Raw genomic sequence first — 21380 nt, 5'->3', positions numbered from 1 at the left:
TCGGAATCTGTGGTCGAGGTCGGAGGCGAGGGCGGTTGTCGAATAATTGTTGAAGGAGCACGCGGTGGCGGCTAAAATCGGCCCACGTGAAGGTTGCGTTCCAAGTCGATCGGGGCGATCAGGATGCGTGTCGTAACCTTCTGTCTCGCGGCCCTCCTGGCGACCGAGGGCTTGTCGAGGTCGGCGACGGCGGGGACCGACCCCTCGATCGCCGTGACCTTCGAGCGGGACGTCGAGCCGATCTTGACCCGGGCGGGATGCAACGCCGGGGCTTGCCACGGCAAGGCGAGCGGCCAGAACGGCTTCAAGCTCTCGCTGCTCGGCTTCGACCCCGAGTTCGACCACGTCGCGATCGCGCGTGAGGCCGGCGGACGCCGCATCCTGCGAGCCCGGCCCGAGCAGAGCCTTTTCCTGCAGAAGGCCACGGCGGAACTGCCCCACGGCGGAGGCCGCCGGATCGACCCGTCGGGGCCCTTTTACGAAACGCTCCGCCGCTGGATCGAGGCCGGACTTCCTCGGACCGCGGCCGAGGCGCCGAAGCTGGAGGGCGTCGTCGTCGAGCCGGCCGAGCGCAGGCTGGAACGCGACGAATCGTTCGAGCTTCGCGTGACCGCCCGATTTTCCGACGGGACGACCGAAGACGTCACGCACCTGGCCGCTTACGGCTCCAGCGAATCGACCATCCTCGCGGTCGACCCTCAGGGCCGCGTGAAAGCCGGTAGGTTCGCGGGCGAGGCGACGATCTCGGCCCGCTACGAAGGCCTGTTCGCCAACTGCGACGTGTCCATCCCCCTGCCCGGCGAGGTCCCGGCGACGTTCTACGACGCGCTGCCTCGGTCGAACTTCATCGACGGCCACGTCTGGTCCAAGCTCAAAAAGCTGGGCCTGACTCCCTCGCCTCCCGCCGACGACGCGAAGTACCTGAGACGCGCCTACCTCGACTTGATCGGCCGCTTGCCGACTCCCGAAGAAGCTCGTTTCTTCCTCGACGATCCGTCCCCGGACAAACGCCCCCGCCTCGTGGATCGGCTGCTCGAACGACCGGAATTCGCCGATCACTGGGCGAACAAGTGGATGGACCTGCTCCGCCCGAACCCCTACCGCGTGGGGATCAAGGCGGTCCTGAATCTGGACGGCTGGATCCGCGACGTGTTCCGCAGGAACCTGCCGTACGACCAGTTCGTGCGCGAGATCGTCACGGCGCGAGGCGGCACGTTCGAGCAAGGTCCCGCGACGATCTTCCGGGACCATCGCGAACCGATCGAGATCGCCCCCGTGGTCAGCCAGCTGTTCCTGGGCATCCGGCTGGATTGCGCCAAGTGCCATCACCACCCGTTCGAGTCGTGGGGGCAGGAGCAGTTCTACGAATTCGCGGCCTTCTTCGCCCGCGTGGATCGCAAGGGGACCGGGCTCTCACCACCCATCTCCGGCAGCGAGGAATTCGTCTTCACGGGCAAGACCGGCTCGGTCACTCACCCGCTGACCGGCAAGGTGCTGCCGCCCAAACCGCTCTTCGGCTCGGCGCCGCTCGACGCCGATCCCGAATCCGACCCGCGCGAGGCGCTCGCCCGCTGGATGACCTCGCCCGACAACCGCTATTTCGCGAAGGTGATGGCCAACCGCGTCTGGGCGGACCTGATGGGACGGGGCGTCGTCGATCCCGTCGACGACATCCGAGCGACTAACCCGCCCAGCAACGGGCCGCTGCTCGAAGCCCTCGCCGACGATTTCCGCGATCACGCCTACGACCTGAAACACCTGATCCGGACCATCACGGCTTCGTGGGTCTACGGGCTCAGCTCCGAGCCCAACGACCGAAACATGGCCGACACCCGGAACTACTCCCGTTATTACCGTCAGCGACTGCGGGCCGAAGTCCTCCTGGACGCGATCAGCGACGTGACCGGCGTCCCCGACGTCTTCGACGCCGCGCCCCCACGCAGTCGCGCCTCGACGATCTGGACGAATCGGGTCCCCTCGCTCTTCCTCGACACGTTCGGGAGGCCGGATCCGAACCAGGATCCGCCATGCGAGCGGACCAGCGACACGGCGGTCGTCCAGGCGCTCCACCTGATGAATTCCCCCGGCGTTCATGCGAAGCTCACCTCGGACGAGGGCCGGGTCGCCGCGATCGCGAAGGGGGGGGATCCGCCCGAAGCGATCGTCGAGACGCTCTATCTGCTCGCCTACAGCCGCCTGCCCAGCCGGGAAGAGAGGGGCATCGGCGAGTCGCTCTTCCGGGACCCCGAGAGGGACCGCCTCGGCGCCGTCGAAGACCTCCTCTGGGCGCTGCTGAATGCCCCCGAGTTCGTATTCAAAGATTGAGCCGACCGACCGCACGAAGCCCACGCTGACGAAGGCGAGACCATGGCCATCACCCGGAATTGCGAATCGACGACGCGACGCGACTGCCTCCGGCTCGGCCTGGGCGCCCTGATGGGCGGCGGCTTGATCGACGCCCTTCGGGCTCGTGGCCGGGCGGCGATCCCGGGCGCTCGGCCGACGAGCTGCATCCTGATCTGGATGGACGGCGGCCCCAGCCACTACGAGACCTTCGACCCCAAGCCGGACGCCCCGGCCGAGATCCGGGGGAAGTTCAAGGCGATCGAGACCTCGGTCCCCGGCATGCGGTTCTCCGAGCCGATGAAACGCCTGGCGTCGATCGCGGACAAGCTCGCGATCGTCCGGTCGATCCGGCACGACCAGGGGAACCACGGGGCGGGCAACCACTACATGGTCACAGGCGCTCCTCCTCGCATCCCCGTCGGCTGCGGAGCTTTCGTGAGCTTCCATCCGAGCATGGGCTCGGTCGCCGCGCATGAGCGCGGCGCTGGGGGAGGCTTGCCTTCTTATTTCTCGATCCCGAGCATGCTGCGTTCCGGCGGGCCGAACTTCCTGGGGGCCAGATACGCCCCGTTCGTCGTTCCCGACGACCCCAACTCCGCGAGCTTCCGCGTCCGCGACGTCGCCCCGCCGCGCGACCTCGGCGGCACCCGCGTCGACGGCCGACGCAGCCTCCGCGATCGGCTCGACCACCTCAAACGGTTCGCCGAGAAGGCGGCCGGCGATCCCGCGTTGGCGCTCGACGAATATTATGACCAGGGCTACGAACTGATGGCGTCGCATCAGGCCCAGCGAGCCTTCGACATCACGGTCGAAGACCCCCGCCTGCGCGATCGCTACGGGCGAAACTCGTTCGGCCAGCGCTGTCTGCTCGCGCGGCGGCTCGTTGAGGCCGGCGTCCCGTTCGTCACGCTGAACGAGGGCGGCTGGGATCACCACGTCTCGCTCTTCGACGGCTTCGACAATCGGATGCCCGCCTTCGAGTCCTCGATCACCGCGCTCATCCAGGACCTCGACCAGCGTGGGATGCTCGACTCCACGCTGGTCCTCGCGCTCGGGGAATTCGGCCGGACCCCGAAGATCAACAAGGACGCGGGCCGCGACCACTGGTCGAACGCCATGTCGGTGCTCGTCGCGGGCTGCGGCACGCCCGGCGGCCAGGTCGTGGGCGCGACGGACTCCCGAGGATACGCCGCCAGCGAACGCGTGCTGTCGCCCGAGAACTTCGTGGCCACCGTCTATGCGAAGCTGGGGATCGATCCCGGCAAGATCCTTTTCACGCCCAGCGGACGGCCCACCTACCTGGTCAGCGATCCCACGCCGATCCGGGAGTTGATGGGATGAGTCGTCGCTCGCTGGTCCTCGCGACGTCCCTGATCGCGACGTTGGTCGCGAGCCCCTCGGACGCCGCGGCCAAGCCGCCGGCGCTGACCGGATTATTCCCGGCCGGGGCATCGAGAGGGCAGTCTCTCACCGTGACGATGTCGGGGACCTTCGATCATTGGCCCGTCCAGTGTTGGACCGAAGGCCCTGGGCTCTCGGTCAAGCCTGGTGAAGAGAAGGGGCAACTGACGATCCAGGTCGGCCAAGATGCCGAGCGCGGAGTGCGCTGGCTGCGGGTCTACGACGAGGAAGGGGTGACGAGCCTCCGTCCCTTCATCGTCGGCGGAATTCCGGAATCGATGGAGACGGAGCCGAACGACGACCCGCGTCGTCCCCAATCGATCGAGCACGCCCAGACCACCGTGAACGGGCGGCTCTCGAAGACCGGCGACGTCGACGGGTACTCCGTATGTCTGGACCGACGGCAGACCCTCGCGGCCGACCTGGAGGCCGGCCGCCGCCTCGGCTCGCCGATGGACGGCGTGCTGCAGGTCGTCTCGCCCGAGGGCTTCGTGCTCGCCCAGAACGACGACGCCGTCGGTCGCGATCCGCGGATCATCTTCGAGGCCCCCGCGAAGGGGACCTATCTCGTCCGCCTGTTCGCCTTCCCGGCGACGCCCGACAGCAGCATCCGATTCGCGGGGGGGGAGGCGTTCATCTATCGCCTCACTCTCACGACCGGCGGATTCATCGAGCACGCCTTCCCTCTGGCCGTCTCCCGAGAAGGACCCGCCACGATCGCCGCCGTCGGGCCGAATCTCACCGGTTCCGACGCCATCCTGGTCGTTCCGTCCGACGAACGACCCGGCCGCCGCATTCTCACGCACGCGTCCTCGGAAGGGTCCGCCGAGGTGCGTCGCGTCGCCGGCGTCGCCCTGGTCGAGATTGAGCCCAGCACGCAGGACGAGCCTCAGGCGCTGCCCGATCGCAGCTCGGTCAGCGGGAAGGTCGACCCCCCGGGCGATCGGGACGTCTATCGAGTCGCGGTAAAGAAAGGCGAGTCGCGCGTCTTTCGAGTGGAGTCGCGGACCTTCGGGCTGCCTCTCGACGCGGTCCTGCAAGTTCTCGACGCCGATGGCAAGATCCTGGCCGAGAGCGACGACGCCGCCGACTCCCGAGATCCCGAATTGACCTTCACGCCCCCCGCCGACGGCGACGTCCGATTGGTCGTCCGCGACCTGAACGGCCGAGGCGGGCCACATCATGCGTACCTGCTGAGCATAATCGCTCCCGAGCCCGATTTCGCCCTGACGCTCCAGGCGGATCGGGTCGAGGCGGCCTCGGGGGCGAAGGCGAGCGTCGTCGTGACGGTCGCCCGCAAGGACGGCTTCGACGGGGAGATCGACGTCACGGCCGAGGACCTTCCGACGGGGGTCGCGGCGACCACGGCCAGGTCGCGCCCGGCCGACGACTCGGCGAAGTCCGTGACTCTCGAAATCCGGAGCGACGGCCCCCCCGCCTCCGGCCCGTTCCGGGTCGTCGGACGTTCCGTCGACGGCAAGTTCCAGCGGACCGCCCTCGCCAAGATCGCGGGCTTCGAGGCCGAGACCGACCGTCCCTGGATCACGATCCTCGCCAAGCCTGCGGAGATCAAGCCTTGAAGTCCGGGATGGCGGCCGGAGAACCTACGGCACGCCCAGCAGGAAGGCGGCTGCCAGGACGGCGGCGCCGACCAGGGCGAGAAAGAGCCCCGTCGCGCGGCGTCGCTTGATGTAGAACAGCAGCAAGAGGCCCGAGAGCGAGGCCGTGGCCGTCAGCGCAGCCGAAACGTCGACGAGCGCGGACCACACGGGACCGGCGTCGCGGCCCTTGTGGAGGTCGTTGAGGACCGCGACGACGCCTCGACGTTCCTCGGTGAGGCGGTAACGGCCGTCGGCGCGGCGGATGAAGGCGTCGGCCGAGTAGCCCGGTCCCTTGAACGTGACGACGCACTCGTCCTCATCCGTCGTGAACGAGGCGAGGGCGCCTCGCAGGCCGTGCGTCCGGCGCAGATGTTCGACGACTTCGAGCTTCTGGATCCCGGCCCCCGGGTCCGAATCAGTACCGCTCGCGTCGACCCATTCGGCCGCCACGCGCCCTTCGGCCTCGCGGCTCGTCGCAATCCCGTCGTCGAAGAAACGGGGATGGTTGAGCGTGATGCCCGTCAGGCTGAAGAAAAGGACGACCGTGAGACCGAACATGGACAGATAGGTGTGCAACCATCGCGAGAACGCGGCGAGCTTGAGCCCCGCTCGGCGACCGGCCTGTGGTCGCGCCGTCCCCTCCGAGAGAGGTCCCGAGGCGGGTTCCCGATCATCGTTCGGCCTTCCTGGGTCGGTATTCGAGAGAGGCCGATTTGATCTCGTCATTCCCCTTCAATTCCTTCACGAATGGATCGCCGCCCACCACGACCTGTTTCCGGATGAGCCCGTAACCGCCCTGCTCGCGCACGGCCTCGATCAGGATCGTGTATTCGCCCGGCTTCAGCGGCTTGCCCTTGTCGTCCTTGCCGTCCCAGGCGACCGAGTATTCGCCGGGCGGCCGGGTGGGCTGGGCGACCTGGAACGGGTCGGTCCGGTTGAGCTTCGTCCGGGCCCGGTCGTCGGCGTACCATCGCTTCAGGTCGGGCAGCCACTCGAAGGGGCCGGGTCCGCCCATCGAGACCCACAGCAGCAGGTTCCGCACCGGGGCGCCATCTGCATCCTGGACCCAAACCGCGACGTACGGCCGGCGATATCGACCCCTTTCCTGAGGCCGGTTGATCTCGAATCGGACGAGCAGTTCGTGGTCGCGTCCCCAGTCCTCGTCTCCTCCCTTCGCGGCCGCCTTCTGCGAAGCCGTGAGGGTCGGAGTGGGCGGGGCGGGAGCAGGCCGCTCGTAAGTCCGCCATGCGGCGTTGCGATGGAGGCCCCCCTCGGCGTCGACGATCAGGCAAGCCACCTGGGGAAGGGAGGCGGCCAGACGTATCCCGGTTTCGGGCGGCATCACGTTCAGGGCCGTGGCGAGGGCGTCCGCGTCGGCCGAGCTGGGGGCGATCACGGTGGCCGCGAGCACGGCCGACGCCGGATCGCCGGTCCTGGGGTCGATGATGTGGGAAAACCAACGGCCGCCGATCTGGTAGCCGCGATGTTTCCGGCCGCTCGTGGCCACCGCGAGGTTCTTCACCTCGACCCAGGCGATGGGCGGGTTCGTCTCGGAGCCGAGCTGCGGCCCGGCGATCGAGATCACTCGCGGCGTCTCGCCCAGAACCCTGAGGTCGCCTCCGACGTTGAGCATGAGGCCTCGCACCGTCGCGTCGCCCGCCAGCCCCGCGAGGCCGGCCCGCTCGACGATATACCCCTTGGCGATTGCATCGAGGGTGAGAGGGCCGGCCCAGAGACGCTCGGCGGTCCCCGCGGCTCGATCGAGCCTCCAGGCGGCGTCGGTCGACCGGCTCGCCGCAGCATCCCGTTCTTCGCGGGACGGGGGCCGGTTCTGCCGGGCGGCCTCGGACCAGAGACTCGTCAGGGCCTGCACTCGGGGGTCGAAGGCCCCGCCGGTCCGCTCGCGCCAGATATCGCTCAGCGCGAGCACCTCGCATAACTCGGGGGACACCTTCGAAGGGCCGACGGGGGCCGCCTGCCACCGTCGGAACTCGCTCGCCGGGTCGTGGTTGCTGAGGATCGCCGCCAGGCGGTCGATCTCTCGCAACACCCGGCCTTCAGCCCGACGGGCGGCTGCGGCGTCGGAGGCCCGAACGCTCAGCTCGAGCGAGGTCCCCATGACGTCGTCGTGGGCGAAAAGGTAGTCGTCCGCCGCAAGCGTGGCGCGGCCGGCCCAAAGGCCCAACACGAGGACGCCCATCGCAATTCGACGTGACATCAATGGATTCCCGTCGAAGGATCGAAAAAGCGATAGTCCAGGTCGTCGGCCAGCTCGCGGGGGCACCCCGTCGAGGGACGACCCGGCGTCAATCCGTCTTCGCCCCGACGAGCACGAGCTGGACCGACAAGGGGACGAAGTCCGCCTCGCCTTCGACCTTCAGCGGCAGCGAGACGACCGCTCCCCACGTGTTGAGCGTGGCGTCGTTCACCATGGTCGGTTTTTCCGTCCCTTTGTCAGGCGGCGCCAGCAGCAAGAGCACCCCGGGGTGGGTCGTCCCGACCGATTCGGCGCTGCGCTCTTCGAGCTTCTTCCGAGGCAGGTCCGCCGTATCGGCGTCCTTGGCCGTCGGCAGAAGGAGTGCGTAATCGCGATTCACGCTCACGCCGAGGTGGTCGCCGTTCACCGGCTGGAGCCCGTAACGCAGGGTGTAGACCCCCGCCGCGACGGGCTGGTCGCGGTAGTCGTGGCCTTCGGCGGCGAACTTGACGGCCCCGATCAGCTCACCTTCCGTCAGCACGGGATAGAGCACAGCCCCTTTCGGGCCGGCCGGCTTCGCCGTGGCCGGCGTCCCCTTTCGAAGCCAGACGTCGACCAAGGGTCGCCCCTCCGGATCGACGACGCGGAACCCCTGCGAGTCGAGCACCCCCTTGACGCCGGGCGCGAGTTCCTGCGGCGGCGCCTCGTTCAAGGCTTCGATCTTGTAGGGCTCGTCCGCCGCGGCCGCCGTCGTCGCCGCCAGGGCGAGGACCATCAGATATTTCAAAGACATTCCGACCCTCAACTCGTGACGGACCAAGGCCAGTGGGATTCCCCCGGGGCGAGGCCCGCCGGCGTCGCCCCAGGGTCGAAGACGAGGCTCGCCTCTCCGCGTTCAATAGGCGAAATGGCCCACGAAGCTGCTCCGGCAGTTCGGATCGTTCCACCGGGTGTCGAGTTCGCCGCCGGTGTACTTGTGGCGGAGGGTGTAGGCGGGCAGGGCCGTGACGCCGAGCGAGAGGGGGGCGTAGGCGACGGTCTCGTTCCCGCAGAAGTGGTCGCCCTCGTCCAGGGAGCGGGTGAGGATCTCGGCCAGGCCGGGCGCCGAGAGGAGGCCGACCGGCGCGTGGGGCATCCCATGGGCATCATGGCGGGCGTCGGCGTCCGCCACGGAGTCCATGTGCTCCTCGACGGTGACGCCGAGCGTCGTGTCCCGCACGGCGACGACGTTTTTCAGGCGGTCGCCGCCGAGCGCCGTCGCCATCGCGATGAGAGCTTTGCGCTGCGCGGAGGTGGCCTTCTTATCGACCAGCAGGACGGATCGAGCGGCCTTCACGTCATCCTCCGAGAACGTGGTCGAGCCGACGACGGCGGCCGCGACCGAGAGTCCGTCCAGCGTCACGCCGTCCCAAGAACCTTCGGTCACCTTCCAGGCCATGACCGCCTGATGGCCCGTGATGAAGATCTCGGCGTTGGAGAAGCAGGGGCCGGTGTAGACGTCGGCGGTGCGGGCCTCGACGTAATCTCCCTTGACCCGATTCGCGTCGGGCGAGGCGGCGATCATAAGACACCCGAGCGTCGCAAGCGTGCCGGCAAGCATGATTCGACTCCTCAAACCATCATGGATGGATCACGTGAATGTCAACAATGGAGAGACGGTCGACGACGGCCTAACGGCAAGCTGAGATTTCTCCGGCGTGATTATACGCGGACGGTCCAGGGGCGGATCGAAATCCGACACTTACTCCGATTCGTAGCAGGGCCTGCCGACTTCGCGGCAGTCCTCGCGGCCGACGAATCCGTCGTCCGGCCCGAGGTCTTTCAACGTCTTCTGGCACCAGAAAATGGTGTTGTCGTAATCGGACGCATGGTCGCTCGAGGAGTCGTCGGTGTAGACGTACATCCCCTTGTTCCGTAGAAACCGGCAGGGAGGTCCCAGTTGGGGCCGTTCCGTCGCCGGGGCTTCGCTCGGGCGGTCGGACATGGTTCAGACCTCCTCCCAGTAGCGATCGCCCGTGGCCACGAGAAGGGCTCGCTTCACGGCCGTGCGGACGAGCGCGACCTTGTAGCCGTTCATGGACAGCGGCTTGGCCCCCTCGGCGGCCGCGACGGCGGCCGCGGCGGCGGAGTCGCGAGAGACGACCTGGCCGCGGATCGATTTCTCGGCCGCCGCGCTGCGCCAGGGGATCGGGGCGACGCCGTAGAGGACGACCCGGCAGTCGCCCACCTTGTCGCCGTCCATCTTGAGGTTCACGGCCGCCATGACCAGGGGCCAGTCGTGCGACTGCTTCTGGCGAACTTCATAAGAACCGTTCTTGCCCGCCGCCGGCAGCGAGACCTTCAAGAGCAGTTCGCCGGGGGCCGTGGTCAGCTCCCGGTCCTCGTTCGACTTCGGAACACGATAGAGATCCTCGACCGGGATCGTCCGCTCCCCCTTGGGGCCGAGGATCGTGGCCTGGGCGCCCAGGGCGACGAGGGGCGCGGCCAGGCTCGACGGGCTGACGAAGAGGGCGTCGCCTTCGGTGAGGAAGATCGCGTGGTAGCGGTTGTCGCCCGCCCGGACCAGGCTCTTGCCGTCCTTGCGCCCGAGCAGCCCGAACCCGCCGCGGAAGTACCAGCACCGCGGCCGCTGCATCAGGTTGCCGCCGACCGTGGCCATGTTGCGGATCTGGGGCGTGCCGACCTCCAGGGTCGCCTGGCGGAGCGCCGGGTAGCGTTCGGCCACGAGCGGATTGGCGACGACGTCGACCAGCCGCGTCCCCGCGCCGATCTCCAGGCCGAGAGGCCGCTCGGCAATGCCGGCGAGGGACTTCACGTCCTTGAGGTAGACGACCCTGGCCGGGCTCGTCACGTAGTCCTTCATCCGGCTGATCAGGTCCGTCCCCCCCGAGAGCGCCTCGGCGGAGGGGGAATCGGTCAGGTGCTTCAGGGCGTCGTCGACGCTCGTGGGGCTGGCGTATTCAAAGGCTTTCATCGATCACGCCTTCCCTTCTTTGGCCAGGGCGTTCAGGACGTTGATGGGAGACATCGGCCATTGGGGGACGCGGACGCCGATGGCGTTGGCCACGGCGTTGCCGATCGCGGCGGCGGTGCTGATCGTCGGCGGCTCGCCGACGCCGATGACGCCCCGGCTCCGCATCTCCGGGGTGTCGTACGCCTCGACGATGATCTCCGGGATGTCGGTCGCCCCCGCGAGCTTGTAGAGCTCCATGTCGGGGTTGAGCATCACGCCGGTCTGCTCGTCCATGACCCGCTCTTCGAACATCGCGTAGTTCAGTCCGCCGATGACGCCCCCGTAGACCTGGCTCCGCCAGGTCAGCATGTCGAGGATCAGGCCGGTGTCCTGGACCGCGACGATCTTCTTCAGACGGACCACGCCCGTTTCCACGTCGACGGTCACCTCGGCGAACTGGCAGCCGCCGACGCCGGTCGACGAGAGGCCTTGCGCGAAGACGCCCGTCACGCTGATGGGCATCATGCCCAGCTTGCGGCAGGCCTGGGCCCACGTCAGCTTCTCCTCGCCCTTGACCAGGACCTTGCCTTCCTTCAAGGACAGATCCTCGGGCGCGGCGTCGAGGCCTGGTGCGATCTTCTTGAACAGCTCGTCGCGGGCCTTCACAGCCGCGTCGAGGCAGGGCGGCGCCATGGATGGGGTGGTCGTCGAGCCGCCCGAGCTCTGGCCCGGTGGGAACGTGGAGTTGCCGATGTTGGACCGGATCTGGCCGACCTCGAGGCCGAACACCTCGGCCGCGATGATCGCCAGGATCGTCCGGGCCCCGGTGCCGATGTCCTGGGTCGCGCTCCGCAGCTCGACGGAGCCGTCGGGGCTGATGATGCAGGAGACCTGCTTGTCCTGCGCGCCTCCGCCCCCCCACTGGTGCAGGGCCATCCCCAGACCGCGCTTGACCGGCCCCGCCCCGTTCCGGCCTCGCGGCTTCCAGCGATCCCAGCCGATGAGCTCGGCGCCGCGGGCCACCTCGTCGCGATAGATGTCCGACCGGTTGATCCCGCCGGCGACCATGTCGTTCTCGGCCAGGTTCTTGAGCCGGAGCTCCAGGGGGTTGATCTCCAGCCTGGCGGCCAGGTCGTCCATGGCCGATTCCATGATCGCGCACCCCTGGGGGTGGCCCGGCGCCCGCATGGCCCGGGCGCCGCCGCAGTTGACGAAGACTTCGGTGTGCGACCGTGTCGAGTTCTCGACGCGGTAGACGTAGGGCAGCGGGAAGTTCGAGCCGCCCCGTCCCCCGGTCCCGTGCGTCTCGGCGGCCAGGGCGACGAGCTTGCCGTCCTTGGTCGCACCGAGCTTGACGTGGGCCGTGGCGCTCGGCCGGTTGCCGCCGAGGAGATGCTCCTGGGCGCGGTCGAGGAACATCCGGACCGGCTTGCCGGCCTCCTTGGCCAGCTTGGCGGCCGACACGCCCCAGATGTCGGCGCCGAACTTCGAGCCGAAGCCGCCGCCCATCACCTCGGTGAGCACCGTGACCTTCGACGCCTCGACGCCGAGATTCTGGACCAGGTCGTTGGCGACGCCGCTGACCGACTGGGTGCTGGCGTAGGCGACGATCGAGTCGGTCCCCTTCCACTCGGCGGTCAAGCCGTGCGGCTCCAGGCAGACGTGGGTGATGACCGGCAACGCGTACGTGCCCTCGATCGTCACCTCGGCCTTCTGCATGGCCTCGTCCGGCTTGCCCCGGCTCTGGGCCCGGCCGGCCTGGGTGTTGCCCCGGGGGAAGGCCTTCGGCGCGTCGGCGGCCATGGCCTGCCGCTCGGTGACGACGTGGGGGAGGACCTCGTATTCGACCTTGATCGCCTTCACGGCGTCGCGGGCCTTCTCCTCGGTCTCGGCCGCGACCGCGGCGATCTCCTGCCCCTGGTAGAGGATCTTCGCTTCGCCGGGCGTGGCCACGACGAGGACGGCCTTCACGCCGGGCATCTTCTTGGCGGCCTCGACGTCGACCGCCTTCAGAACGGCGTTGGCGTGGGGGCTGGTGAGCATCACCCCGAAAAGCATCCCCTCGGGTCGGATGTCGGAGGGATACTTGGCCCTGCCGGAAGCCTTGGCCATGCCGTCAAGGCGGGGGATGCGGGCGCCGATGAGGCGGGTGGTCTCGGGCCATGTGGCCATCGGTCAGGCTCCCTTCATCGTCTTGGCCGCGGCCAGGGCCGCCTCGAACACGCCGATGTACGTGCCGCACCGGCAGATGTTCCCGTCGAGCCCGCGCTTGACCTCTTCGAGGGTCGGGGTCTTGCCGGGGTTCTTGTCCAGGAAGGCCTTGCAGGCGGTGACGAAGCCGGGGGTGCAGTAGCCGCACATCAGCCCGTCGCTCTGGTGGAACGCGTGGGGCACGCCGTCCTCGCCCGTGTCGAAGCTCTCGACGGTCTCGATCGTCTTGCCCCCGCACGAGATGGCCAGGGTGGTGCAGGAGTAGACGGGGTCGCCGTCGAGGATGACGGTGCAGGCGCCGCAGCTGCCGCGGTCGCAGACCCGCTTGGGCCCGGTGACGTCGAGCCGGTTCCGCAGCGTGTCGAGCAGCGTGCTCCTCGGCTCGATCGTGCAGCTCATCTCCCGGCCGTCGACCATCAGGGTCAGCGACGTGTCGCCGGCGGCGACCTTCGGAGCGGCCACGGCGACCTGGGCCTCGGCCTCGTCGATGACCGCGGTGGCCTGGGCCGTCAGGACGGCGGAGGCGGCCGCGAGGCCCGACCCCCGCAAGAAACGGCGCCGGCTATGGCCGCCCTGCTCCATCGGCGGCCTCGCATTGTCTTCCGCCATCGACGCACCCTCCCCTGTTGAACGCCGCCTCGGGACCGTGGTCCCGAGGGATGACACCGGACGAATGGCTGCGCATTGTCCACACTCGGGGCCCGCGAGGCAAGTTTCCAGACCAAGAGTCGCGGCCGGCCGCGAGATCGAATCCGTCGCATAGAAAACCGACGATGGAGGCGCCGACCTCCGCGGGGAGGAGCGTCGATCCCGTGAAATCGAGGCTCGCCGACGGGCGAATTGTCCTTGTCGGAGTTCGGAAGTCGGCGTCACGGAATCCAGCCGCTTGGCCCAGCGGACCGGAGGCGTGGGCGGCCTCCTCAGGCTCGATCGGAAGCGCCTACGGACCTAGCGGCGTCTTCACGGCGGGGATGGACGAAGGCTTGATCGGCCGCATTCACGGGCCTCTTGCTCGCCCTGAGAGCCGCGGCCCGACGCGATTCCATCACGCGACCGATTTCCGAGGCGAGGCGAGGCGAGCGTTCCAGCATCGCTTCCAACGTCGTGGAAGGGAGGACCAACACCTCCAGCTCCTCGGCGACGACCACGAAGAAGTCGCTGGATTGGCCGGGCAGCAGGGCCTTCTCGCCGAAGTATTCGCCGCGGCCCGCGCCGGCGGTGATGTTGAGGAGCCCGTCTTCATTTCGCACAGCCAGCTCCACATGGCCGCTGAAGATCAAGAACAGTCCCGGGATCGCTTCTCCCGGGCGGAGGACCGTCTCCCCCGGGGAATAGTGTCGCAAGCAGACGTCCCTCCACTCCGGGCCGTCCTCGGCGACGGCGGAGAGGCCGAACTGGGGGAAGAGCGCCGCCACGGCGGCGGGCGTCGGCACCTTGTCCCGGAACGGGGGAGCCTCGCGGTCGGCGGGCAGGTGGTACAGGGTGGGATGGTCGAGGGTCAGTCGCAGCCGTCTCGCCGCATACCAGACGCGCGTGAGGTATTCGCTGCGGGCTCGTTCGACGTCGGCGTAGTCCTCGACGTAGAACCTGACTTTGTACAGGACGACGCCGTCGCCGAAGCTGTCGGTGATGATGTCGGCGGGCGGATCCGCGAGGATGCCCCGCACCCCCTCGATCGTGTCGGCGAGCAGGTTCCGGACTTCATTGGGCTTGTCGAAGACGCTGAACCGGAACGGCAGGAGTTCGCCGTGAAGCCGGGTCGGCCGGCCGTAGTTCGAGATCGCCCCCTTCGCCAGGACCGAGTTCGGGACGATGACGAGGACGCGCTCGAACGTCTCCAGATGGACGGCCCGCCAGTTGATCTCGACGATCTTCCCCGAGTACCCCTCGACGGTGATCCAGTCGCCCACGGTGATCGGCCGTTCGAACATCAGGAGCAGGCCCGCGAAAACGTTTCCCACGGCGTCCTGGAGGGCCAGGCCGAGGACGAGCGACCCGACCCCGAGGGCCGTCGCCAGCGAGCCCAGGTCGTAGCCCCAGACGATCGACAGCACGACCGACAGGCCGACCAGCACCAGGATCAGGCGGATCACGTCGACGAGCAGGCGCGGGAGTCGAGATTGCCACGACCCTTCGGTCGCGTGCGCGAAGATGACGACGTTCAACAGCGACAACGACGCATGGATGAGGACGAGCAGGATGACCGTCTCGACCAGCCGGAGCCACAGGTCGTCGCGGCCGACCGGGATGACGTGCTGGAGCGTGAGGAAGACGGCCGTGGCCGGCAGGAGCAGCCCGCGGACGATCCGCAGCGTCGAGGTCAGGGGGTGCTTGCGGCGATCCAGATGGAAGATGACCTCGCCGACGATCAGCATCAGCGCCGGGAAGCCCAGGATCAAACCGACGCCCCAACGGAGCATCTCGCTATCCATGAACGTCTTCTGCATGTCGCTCGCCTACGTTCCGCTCAGGCGGCGGTCCGCCAGATGGGGATCGGCCCCTTGCCCTTGATTTCCACGGTGCCGACCGGCTCGAACCGATAGGCGTCCTTGAGGCGGTCGTGCACCGCCTGCGTCACGTGGATCGAGTTGTCGCCCCCGACGGTGTAGAGCGACCTGGCGACGTTCACCGTGTCGCCCCACATGTCGAAGATGAACTTCGTCCGCCCCACGATGCCGCCGACGACCGGCCCGGAGTTGATCCCCACCTGGACGGAGAGCGGGTGTCCGCGGTCCTGGTTCAACCTCCGGACGATCCGGACCACGTCCTCGGCGAAGTCGACGACGCGGCTGGCATGATCGAGGCGCGGCACGGAAAGGCCGCACGCGGCCAGGTAGTCTTCTCCGACCGTCTTCACCTTCTCCACCCCGTGCCGTTCGGCCGCCTCGTCGAAGGCCGAGATCATGTCGTTGAGCAGCTCCGCGGCCTGGTCGGCGGACATCGAGCCGGTCGCCTCGGCGAACCCGGAGATCTCGGCGAACATGACCGTGACGTCGGCATGACTGTCGGAGACGGTCTGGACCCCCGCCTTCCTCCTCGTCGCGATCGACGTCGGCAGGATGTTCAGCAGCAATTCCTCGTTCTCCTGCACCCGACGCTCGATCTCCTCGGACTTGACCTTGAGGCTCAGGCTCATCACGTTGAACGACTCGGCGAGGTCGTGCAGCTCGTCCTTCGACGAGACCTTCACGTAAACCCCCTTCTCCCCGGACGCGATCCTCCGCGCCCCCTCGATGAGCTGGAAGATCGGCCGCACGAAGAGCCGCGCCAGCAATGCGGCCAGGCACGTGATGACCAGGACGATGACGACGGAAGAGGCCAGAACCTTGCGCCCGAAGCTCGCGATCGGCGCGAACGCCTCGGACAGGTCCTTCTTGGCGACGAGCACCCAGCTCAGACCGTCGATCTCCAGGGGGGCGTACGAACTGATCACGTCGACGCCGCGGTAATCGACGAGGAGGTCGGTGCCGGACTGGCCGTGAAGCGCCCGCGTCACCGACTCCGTCTCGTCGGCCAGCTCGAGGATCGCCGTGTTCGTGCGGCGCAGCCGCTCGATTTTCGACGGCGGAGTCCCCACCGCCTTCAGCGCCGCGTAGAAATTCTCCGGGGCCTGCTTCTGGAATCGGGACATCGACCGCATCAGGTGATCGTCGCCCACCAGGTAGACCTCCCCGGTCTCGCCCAGGCCGTCCGCCTCCCACTTGTAGTCGCTCGTCATGAGCTTGTTGAACTCGTCGATGGGGAACTGGAAGGCGAGGATCCCGATCATCTCCGCGCCGTCGAAGATCGGCGCGCCCACGAAGGCCGCCGGCGCCGCGAGCGAGGGCCGGTAGGGCTCGAAATCCTCGATGCGCGTGGTCTTGTTGTCCTTCTCCTTGATGAGCGAGGTGAACAGCCGGCCCAGGTTCGACGAGCTGTAAGGGCCGGTCGCGAAATCCGTCGCGAAGTCGGGCTCCTTGAAGACCGTATAGACGACGTGCTGGGTGCGGACGTCGAACAGGAAGAGGTCGTAATAGCCGAATTTCTGGACGAACTCGCGCAGGACCGGATGATACTTGGCGTGGACTTCGGAATAGCGGCTGCCGTCCCCCGCCTTGTCCAGCTTCCACTTCTCGCCGACCTTGTTCGGGTTCGCCGCGATGTAATGGTGCTGGAGGTAGCGGGACCAGGGAAGCTTCGGAATGTAGTTCTCCAGCGCGGGCTTCCCCTCGACGTAGCCGGTCAACCGGGGGATGAACTCCTTGCCGTAGAAATCGACCAGCGACGCCTCGTATTCGGGAGGGGCCGGCCTGGCGGCGAGGTCGTCGCAGGCGTCGCGGAACTCGCGCATCGCCGAGACGATCATGTAGTCGTCGCTGAACACGTAGACTTGATTGCGGAAGCCTTCGATCTGGGATCGGATCTGATAGGCCTTGGACGTCCTCAGGCTGGTCAACTGGTCCTCGACGCCGGCCTTCACGGCCCTCATGCCCGAGTCGTAGCCCAGGAAGCTGATGACGAAGATCGAGCCGACGCTCACGAGCAGGAGCATCATGGTCAACTTCGACTGGACGCTGAGCCTGTGGATCGCATGCAACATGGACGCTTCCAGCGGGAGGCGGATGGGGTTCCGAGCCGACCCGGGCGGTGGGGCCGTCGCTTCGCGAAAGGACCGAAGGGAGCCGCCGAGGGTGCGAGCCGGGTTCGACGAGTCGAGGGACGGGAACGGGTGACGTCGGCCACTTCGGCGACAGGTCCAGGGACGCCGACCGATGGAGTGCGACGGTCCGATCGACGACGGTCGTGTTTGCCGGCCATGGGCTTGCGCCCGCCGATTCGGGAGAGGTGAAACCGAGTCTAACGGCGGCGGGTCCGTTCCGCAACGGGACGCGATGCCCGCATGGTCTCGCGTCCGGCCACCCGGTCCTTTCGAGGAGTCGTCCTACGATCCGGAAATTGTCCTGCGGGTCCTCGCGCATAGAATGGAGCCGGGACCATCGAAGTCCGGGTCCTCGACCGAGTTCCCGGATGCTGGGCCTTTCAGCGGCATGAAAGCTGCTCGCATCCCCCGCATTCGTAACTGGATCGAGTGTTGCGAGCCGAGATAGTACATCCAGGCTCGCAGTCGTGCAGAGAGAGGGCTCATCGGTTCGGCTCTCGTCCTTGATTCTCAGGACTGGGCGTTTTCCGTAGCCGTCGACCGCCGACTCCATGCGACTCGACGATGAGCCGAGCGCGAAGGCCGACGGAAGTCGATCTGGACGCGCTCACGACTCGAATTCTCTTCGGGCCTCTCCCGAACCGAACCGCTCGACCGCATCAGCAACCAGGGTAAACATATTGTCAAGCGACATCCTGACTCGGAAGACCGACGGCGTGAGTTGCGCGACGACCGGCCCACCATCCCTCGGAGGGCGGGAGTCTGGACTCACGTTCCTCGAAGACGTCCTCACGGGGCTGCGAGGCCGGCCGAAGCAAATCCCCAGCAAATACTTCTACGACGAGCGAGGCTCGATCCTCTTCGATCGCATCTGCCAGCTCGAAGAGTACTACCTCACGCGCACCGAGTTGGATTTGATGGAGCGTTTCGCCCCCGAGATGGGAGAGGCGCTCGGTGCGGGGGCGATGCTGGTCGAGTTCGGCAGCGGCAGCAGCGTGAAGACCCGCTATCTGCTCGACTGCCTGAAGGACCCGGCGGCGTACGTGCCCGTCGATATCTCGGGTGAGCACCTGTTCAAAACTTCGCTCGAACTGGCGAGCGACTACCCCGAGATTGAGATCCTGCCCGTCTGCGCGGACTTCACCCGGCCGTTCGCCTTGCCTCGACCCTCTCGAGCGCCCGCGCGGGTCTCCGTGTATTTTCCGGGCTCCACGATCGGCAACTTCGTCCCGGATCAGGCCGCCGCGATCCTCCGACGGATCGTCGACCTCTGCGGCGCGGGCGGCGGCCTCATCATCGGCATCGACCTGAAGAAGGCGGTGGGCGACGTCGAGGCGGCCTACAACGACCGCCTGGGAGTGACGGCCCAGTTCAACCTGAATCTGCTGGAACGGATCAACCGCGAGCTGGGAGCGGATTTCGACCTCTCCAACTTCTCCCATCGGGCCTTCTACAATCCCGACGAGGGTCGTATCGAGATGCACCTCGTGAGCCGAAAATCCCAGTCCGTCCGCGTCGGAGGCGAGTCCATCTCGTTCTCGCCGTCCGACACGATCTGCACGGAGTACTCCCACAAGTACACAGTGGACGAATTCTCCACCGTGGCCGCCGCCGCAGGTCTGACGCTCGAACGAGAGTGGACGGATCCGGGACGCCAGTTCGCCGTCTTGCATTTCAAGATCAGGGGATAGGTCTCACGTCGTTCATTCTCGCACGGCGACGTGGCGTTTCAGCCCGCGCGGGGTCAAGACCCATTCCATGGCGTCGACGGCGAATTGCAGGAGCAACGCCAGGAGTGCGGCGGGGATCGCGCCGGCCGCGATCAGCGATGTATCGTTGAGCCGGATCCCCCTCAGGATCGGCTGCCCGAGACCGCCGGCCCCGATGATCGCCCCCAGCGTCGCGAAGCCGACGTTCTGGACGGCAGAAGTCCGGATCCCGGCGAGGATGGTCGGCATCGCCATCGGCAGCTCGATGTCGACCAGCCGGGGGACGCGGCCGAGTCCGAGCACCGTCGCCGACTCGATCGTCCCCCGCGGGATGCCCTCCAGGCCCGTGTACGTGTTCCTTACGATCGGCAGGAGGCAATAGCAGAAAAGGGCCGTAACCGCCGTCGCCGATCCCTCTCCGATGCTCCGATAGCCGAGCGCCCAGATCACCGGCATCAACAAGACGAGCAGCGCCAGCGAGGGGATCGTCTGCAAGAGCCCCACGACGGCCAAAACCGCCTTCCCCGCCCGCGGAAAACGCTGACAGAAGACGCCGAGCGCGACCCCGACCACGATGGCCGGCAGCAGCGAACGCCGCACGAGGTCGAGATGCTCGACGAGATGGTCGGCGATCATCCCGGCGCGCGACTGCGCTTGCGCCTCGACCCGGATCCCGAAACGTGTCGCCAGGAACTCGGAGGCCGCCTGCTCTTCGGTCGCCCTCCGCGCCTCGACGTCGTCGTTGAGCTTCTGCATCGCCGACTCGGAGATCGTCCCCGCGAGCCGCTCGATCGCGGCCACGAGCTGTGGATCGCGCGCCGCCGAATCGAGGCGGTAAAGCCAGAGTGCGTCGTAGCGCGGGAAGAACGAGCGGTCGTCCGCGAGCAGGAACAGGTCCGAGCGTCGAATCATGGCGTCCGTCGAATAGACGTCGATCAGGTCGATCTCGCCGGCCAGGAGCTGACGATAGGCGAGGTCGTGATCGACGCCGACGACCTGATCCTGCTGGAGGTCGTACGCGCGTTTCAGGGCCGGCCAGCCGTCGCTGCGGTCGAGGAACTCGTGCGTCAGCGCGATCCGCAGCTCGGGGAGTCGTCGCAGATCCGAGACGCGCGAGATCCCCAACTCGGCGGCCCTCCGCCTGGTGAGGGCCAGGGCGTAAGTGTTGCTGAACCCCAGCGACTCGGCGACGCCGACGCCTTGCTTACGCAGCAATTCCCGCATCGAGCGGTCGTCGGCGACGGCCTTTCCGACGAAGATCTCCTTCAGGATGGTGCCCGTATATTCCGGGTAGGCGTCGATCTCGCCCGCCACGAGCGCATCGAAAAGCAGACGCGTGCCGCCGATCTCGCGGACGTGGGCGACCTTGACTCCCGAGTGCTCCAGCAAAATCCGCAGCATCTCGCCGAGAATCACCGACTCGGTGAATTTCTTCGAGCCCAGCCGCACTCGCACCCCGGCGCGAGGGAGCGGGGTGACGCCCACGATGAGGAGCAGCAGCGGCAAGACGATCAACTTGGCGAGGGATCGACTTCTCACGGCTCGACGACCTGCGAGGTGACGAATTCGCGGACGAATTCGCTGCTCGGCTTCTGGAGGATCTCGCGAAACGGCCCCTGCTGGACGATCCGGCCGGACTGCATGAGGCAGACTCGGTCGGCGAATCGCCCGGCCTCGACCAGGTCGTGGGTCACGAACAACACGGTCGTCCCCGTCCTTTCGAAGACCTGCTTGAGGTCTCTCTGCAAGCCGGCCCGAATCAGCGGATCGAGCGCGCCCAACGGCTCGTCCAGCAGCAGGATTCGCGGGCTCATGAACAGGGCCCGGATCAGGCTGATCCGCTGACGCTGCCCGCCAGAGAGTTCATTCGGATAGCGATCCAGCCCGGCCCTCGGCAGTTGGGTCATCTCCACCAGCTCGGCGACTCGCTCGTCGATGCGGGCGCGCGGCCAGCCTTCTTGACGGGCCATGATGGTCACGTTCGCCAGCCCCGTCAGGTGAGGGAAAAGTCCTCCCTCCTGGATCACGTAGCCCAGCGTCTTGCGGATCGCGCCCATGGTCTGGGGGCTGATGGGGATCGAGTCGACCGCGACCTCGCCCGATGTCGGTGAGACGAGGCCCGCCACCATGCGCAGGATGGTAGTTTTTCCGCAGCCGCTGGGTCCGAGCAGGACCAGGACTTCCCCTTCCTCGACCGCCAGGTCGAGCGGATGGACCGCCGTCACCCCGTCGTATGTCCGAGAGGCTCCGTGGAATTCCAGCATCGCCATTGGATTTCGACCTAGAGTCGGGACGAAAAGTGCTTCGGAGTCGAAGTCGACCC

Annotated in this window: 16 protein-coding genes; 4 read left to right on the top strand and 12 right to left on the bottom strand. The window is 67.4% G+C overall.

Annotated elements, in window-relative coordinates:
• Positions 1 to 123: 123 nt before the first annotated feature.
• From PZE19_RS02420 to PZE19_RS02410, 3 genes are read left to right on the top strand one after another with little or no spacing between them, the layout of a single operon-like run.
• On the top strand, positions 124 to 2325 hold the full coding sequence (locus PZE19_RS02420; protein WP_277858993.1) for a DUF1549 and DUF1553 domain-containing protein: 2202 nt from the start codon (positions 124 to 126) through the stop codon (positions 2323 to 2325).
• A gap of 42 nt (positions 2326 to 2367) precedes the next feature.
• Entirely contained in the window at positions 2368 to 3687 is a 1320-nt protein-coding gene (locus tag PZE19_RS02415) for a DUF1501 domain-containing protein (RefSeq protein WP_277858992.1), read from the top strand.
• Positions 3684 to 5327, top strand: a complete 1644-nt coding sequence (locus PZE19_RS02410) for a PPC domain-containing protein (RefSeq protein ID WP_277858991.1) — start codon at positions 3684 to 3686, stop codon at positions 5325 to 5327. Before PZE19_RS02415 ends, PZE19_RS02410 begins: the two co-directional genes overlap by 4 nt.
• Before the next feature lie 24 nt (positions 5328 to 5351).
• On the opposite strand, the gene PZE19_RS02405 is transcribed toward PZE19_RS02410, so the two are convergent.
• From PZE19_RS02405 to PZE19_RS02360, 10 genes are all read right to left on the bottom strand, one after another.
• Positions 5352 to 6074: a PepSY-associated TM helix domain-containing protein gene (locus PZE19_RS02405; protein ID WP_277858990.1), complete on the bottom strand. Its 723-nt coding sequence runs from the start codon at positions 6072 to 6074 to the stop codon at positions 5352 to 5354.
• Positions 6019 to 7566 (bottom strand): DUF2271 domain-containing protein, encoded by a 1548-nt coding sequence (locus PZE19_RS02400; RefSeq protein ID WP_277858989.1) that lies wholly within the window; start codon positions 7564 to 7566, stop codon positions 6019 to 6021. Before PZE19_RS02400 ends, PZE19_RS02405 begins: the two co-directional genes overlap by 56 nt.
• 88 nt (positions 7567 to 7654) lie before the next feature.
• On the bottom strand, positions 7655 to 8338 hold the full coding sequence (locus tag PZE19_RS02395; RefSeq protein ID WP_277858988.1) for a hypothetical protein: 684 nt from the start codon (positions 8336 to 8338) through the stop codon (positions 7655 to 7657).
• Between the two features lie 102 nt (positions 8339 to 8440).
• Positions 8441 to 9145, bottom strand: coding sequence for a DUF1326 domain-containing protein (locus PZE19_RS02390; protein ID WP_277858987.1), 705 nt, complete (start codon positions 9143 to 9145; stop codon positions 8441 to 8443).
• Positions 9146 to 9286: 141 nt separating this feature from the next.
• Complete coding sequence (locus PZE19_RS02385) at positions 9287 to 9529, bottom strand: hypothetical protein (RefSeq protein WP_277858986.1); 243 nt, start codon at positions 9527 to 9529, stop codon at positions 9287 to 9289.
• Between the two features lie 3 nt (positions 9530 to 9532).
• Positions 9533 to 10519, bottom strand: a complete 987-nt coding sequence (locus PZE19_RS02380) for an FAD binding domain-containing protein (RefSeq protein ID WP_277858985.1) — start codon at positions 10517 to 10519, stop codon at positions 9533 to 9535.
• A gap of 3 nt (positions 10520 to 10522) precedes the next feature.
• Positions 10523 to 12670, bottom strand: a complete 2148-nt coding sequence (locus PZE19_RS02375) for a xanthine dehydrogenase family protein molybdopterin-binding subunit (protein ID WP_277858984.1) — start codon at positions 12668 to 12670, stop codon at positions 10523 to 10525.
• Between the two features lie 3 nt (positions 12671 to 12673).
• Positions 12674 to 13318: a (2Fe-2S)-binding protein gene (locus tag PZE19_RS02370; RefSeq protein WP_277858983.1), complete on the bottom strand. Its 645-nt coding sequence runs from the start codon at positions 13316 to 13318 to the stop codon at positions 12674 to 12676.
• Positions 13319 to 13629: 311 nt separating this feature from the next.
• A complete protein-coding gene (locus tag PZE19_RS02365; RefSeq protein ID WP_277858982.1) occupies positions 13630 to 15156 on the bottom strand; it encodes a mechanosensitive ion channel family protein in 1527 nt (508 codons plus the stop codon).
• 20 nt (positions 15157 to 15176) lie between these two features.
• Positions 15177 to 17288 (bottom strand): adenylate/guanylate cyclase domain-containing protein, encoded by a 2112-nt coding sequence (locus PZE19_RS02360; protein ID WP_277858981.1) that lies wholly within the window; start codon positions 17286 to 17288, stop codon positions 15177 to 15179.
• Between the two features lie 776 nt (positions 17289 to 18064).
• On the opposite strand from PZE19_RS02360, the gene egtD reads away from it, so the two are divergent.
• Positions 18065 to 19039, top strand: a complete 975-nt coding sequence (gene egtD / locus PZE19_RS02355; RefSeq protein ID WP_277858980.1) for an L-histidine N(alpha)-methyltransferase — start codon at positions 18065 to 18067, stop codon at positions 19037 to 19039.
• A gap of 12 nt (positions 19040 to 19051) precedes the next feature.
• Here the strand turns inward: egtD and PZE19_RS02350 are convergent, their stop codons facing one another.
• Together PZE19_RS02350 and PZE19_RS02345 are read right to left on the bottom strand one after the other, a co-directional pair.
• A complete protein-coding gene (locus PZE19_RS02350; protein WP_277858979.1) occupies positions 19052 to 20596 on the bottom strand; it encodes a glycine betaine ABC transporter substrate-binding protein in 1545 nt (514 codons plus the stop codon).
• Entirely contained in the window at positions 20593 to 21282 is a 690-nt protein-coding gene (locus tag PZE19_RS02345) for an ATP-binding cassette domain-containing protein (protein WP_277858978.1), read from the bottom strand. The genes PZE19_RS02350 and PZE19_RS02345 overlap by 4 nt, the downstream gene beginning before the upstream one ends.
• Positions 21283 to 21380 lie beyond the last annotated feature (98 nt).

This window comes from Paludisphaera mucosa (genome assembly GCF_029589435.1).
In the GTDB taxonomy this organism is placed as follows: domain Bacteria; phylum Planctomycetota; class Planctomycetia; order Isosphaerales; family Isosphaeraceae; genus Paludisphaera; species Paludisphaera mucosa.
This window is presented reverse-complemented; position numbering and strand designations above follow the sequence as displayed.